The sequence below is a fragment of the Acidomonas methanolica genome, from assembly GCF_004346035.1.
Classification (GTDB): Bacteria; Pseudomonadota; Alphaproteobacteria; order Acetobacterales; family Acetobacteraceae; genus Acidomonas; species Acidomonas methanolica.
The window spans coordinates 1-2978 of the sequence record NZ_SLZN01000078.1; the positions used below are offsets into that span (position 1 = coordinate 1).

At 62.6% G+C, this 2978-nt stretch carries 2 protein-coding genes; one reads left to right on the plus strand and one right to left on the minus strand.

Going from position 1 to position 2978, the window contains the following annotated elements; translation table 11 throughout:
* Window positions 1-162: 162 nt before the first annotated feature.
* Window positions 163-615, plus strand: a complete 453-nt coding sequence (locus EDC31_RS17395) for a helix-turn-helix domain-containing protein (RefSeq protein WP_081797945.1) — start codon at window positions 163-165, stop codon at window positions 613-615.
* A 29-nt stretch (window positions 616-644) separates the two neighbouring features.
* Here the strand turns inward: EDC31_RS17395 and EDC31_RS17880 are convergent, their stop codons facing one another.
* Complete coding sequence (locus EDC31_RS17880) at window positions 645-2411, minus strand: relaxase/mobilization nuclease domain-containing protein (protein ID WP_307188355.1); 1767 nt, start codon at window positions 2409-2411, stop codon at window positions 645-647.
* Window positions 2412-2978 lie beyond the last annotated feature (567 nt).

Here is a 2978-nt window from a genome sequence, read left to right on the forward strand (position 1 = left end):
CGTTCCCGGACCTCAGGCGAAAATCTCTGGCTCATCATGTTCATCATGGCTCCTTCTCACAGATAGGAGCCTCCGGGAAACCCGGGACGCTTCAGTCCTTTTCGAGGATGGAGCATCTACGTCGCGACGCAGAACTGTGGTGAGTTATCCCCCTTACCGCAAATGCTGCGTGTCAGTTCGCTGTTACACGAACTCGTGCATCGAGCGACAACATGGAATAAGACGCCAATTACAGCAGCTGAATATCGCCTCGCCCGCGTAATTATTGATGAGATCGCGAGCCTTCGCGAAGAACCACTTGGTTTGCCTCGCCCCAGCGATGAGCGGCTTTGTCGAATAGTGGATGCCATGCTTGCCGATCTTGCTGACAATCGCTCTGTAGGTGATTTGGCAGAATGGGTTGGCATTACGCCGCGAACATTGGCTCGGCATTTCAGTGAACAGACCGGGTTAGGAATGGTCGCTTGGCGGCAACATGCTCGTGTCCTTCGTGCCCTCGAAATGCTACCTGTCGGCCAAGCTGTAACGACAATCGCTATGAACCTCGGCTATGACAACGTAAGCGCATTTATCGTGATGTTCCGCCGGGTGATGGGAGTTACCCCAGGCGAATAGGGGCGATCAGCATAGGAACTTTGCGCTGTTCACAACTCCATTCCCCGCTGCCGGCCCAGCTGCCACGACACGGAACCGCCCTGCACGACACCCATGACCTCCCGGCCGAGCTGGCGGTCGATGATCGGCCGCCATGGGACAAGCGTGAACTCATGGGATTGCTCGACCACGGCGAACTTGCCGCTGGTTAGCTGCACGGTGCCGGTGAACTTGCCGCTGACGGTTTCGCCGTCCGTGGCAGCTCGGAACGGGAGCGCCTTGCTCGCGGCGATCTCCGCGCTGACGCTGGCGATCTCGCGCTCGCGCAGCGTCGCGAGAAGATTGCGCCGATAGAAGATTTGGCCGTCCCGGCTACGGCTGGCATCGCCGTGGTCGATATGATGTTCTCGGCGCTGGTCCATGGCCTCGCGCACCTGTTGCCCGAAACCTGCCGGCGCAAGGTCGGATGCGTCGGACATGACCAATCGGCGGTCGAGCCAGGTCGCGCCATCCGCGCCGATCTGCTTTTCAAGGTCGAGCACCGAAAGCACGCGAACGCTGGCCTGCCGATTCCGGCCTGCATCGTAGGCGGCAGCGCGGCTCTCGAAATCGTCGGGGATGCGCCATTGATCCACGTCGATCCACTCGACGATTCCGGCGCGGCGCAACGCCTCCAGCCGGCGCACATGAGCATCGACATAGCCCTCATAGTCGCCGCCCGGAATGCGGCCCTCGAACTTGGCCCGCTCCAGATGGCGGCTCGGCCGATAGACGCCATCCTCGGCGATGGCGGCAATGGTCCGGTCGGACGGTCGCTGCGCTGTCTCGGCCGGACCTATTTCGACGATGCTGCCAATCCGGGCATCCTCGACGCGGGCCGGGTCGATGCCGGCGACATGGTGCGTCCGGCCGTCGATCCCGTCCACCACGACGGTCAGGTTCTCGCCTAGCTCGTCGGACAGATACTTATCGACGACACGGCCGACGATGGGCGTTTCGGGCGGGCCGTCGTGGATATGGAAGGTCATGGGATCGCGCTCCAGACCATCGGCCTTTAGCGCCTTGTGCATGTTGCGGATGATGTCGCCGCGCTCGCCCAGCTCGCGCAAGGTCGGCTCCATGCGCTCGCTCAACTCCCAAACGCCCGGCGCATGTGGGGTTGCCAGTCCCATCTTCTCTAGCTTGGCGAGACGGCGCAGGCGCAGTGTTCGATTGAACTGCCGCCTCGGCTCGGCAGGTTCATGGCGAAGGTCAAGGAACCGCTCGTCGGCTTCCTCCGTCATGGCGCGGTCGATGCGGGTGAAACGGTCCTGGTCGATTTCGGCAGACAGCTTGCGGCTCTGCTCGATCTCGGTCACGGGACCAAGCTCCAGCGTCGCTAGCTCGCTGACCCGCTCGCGGATGCCGTTGGCGAGATAGTCGCCGTTGATGACAAGATTCTCGCCCAGGTCGTCCTTGCCCCGGACGATGACATGCACATGGGGGTGGCCAGTGTTGTAGTGATTGACCGCAACCCAATCGAGCCGCGTGCCAAGGTCGGCCTCGATCTGTTTCATGAGGTCGCGCGTGTGGGCGGTCAGGTCGGTCAAGTCCGCACCGTCCTCCGGCGAGACGATGAACCGGAACTGATGCCGATCCTCCTTACCGCGCTCAACGAAGGCGTCGCCATCGGCACGGTCTTCGGTCGCGGAATAGAGCTGGCCACGCTCGCCGTCGCGCGATGTGCCGTCACGCTGGATGTAGCGAAGATGGGCCGCCGATCTGCCGTTCCTGCCGGCGTCCTTGACGTAGCGGGTTTTGACGACGACGCGGCGCATTCCGGGCGCGCTATGCCGCCAGCCGCCCGACAAGGTGCGGGCGCGAACGAAGGCCGCACCGCGCCCGCGTTGCAGGCCCGGCCCTTTGGTCGAACGCGCGGCTTTGCCGCTCTTGCCGGTCGGGCTTTTGCCTGGGCGCGACGCTGAACGCGGCGACGATCTGGACGGGCTGGCGCTATGCTGCCGGGCGATCTTCTTGGCCTGGCTGAAAAAGCTCTTGGTCTTCCCCGGCCGCGCGTCGGATCGGATGCGACCGGGCTTCGGCCGGAAGCGGTTTTCGTCGTCGGCGCTCACGGATGCGCCTCCGGCCAAAACTCAAGGAAATCGGGCGTTCGGCGGCCATGGTGCCGGTCGAAACCCAGCAAAGCCAAGGCTTTGCGCAAGATCGCGGCACGCGGCATCCAAAAGTATGGTGCCGCTCGCGGCCCATCTAACCAGTGTGCAGACAACAACAATTTCAGAAATCCGGCCGACCTAGCACTACTTTGGCATAAAACATTGGGAAGGGATTCCCTTGACGCCCGATCGCTGATTCATAGGAGACCGGCTATGATGAGGGCTGGCGAT

Coding starts and splice junctions, on each gene's coding strand:
- EDC31_RS17395 (WP_081797945.1), top strand. CDS start 163: ATGCTGCGTGTCAGTTCGCTGTTACACGAACTCGTGCATCGAGCGACA.
- EDC31_RS17880 (WP_307188355.1), bottom strand. CDS start 2,411: ATGCGCCGCGTCGTCGTCAAAACCCGCTACGTCAAGGACGCCGGCAGG.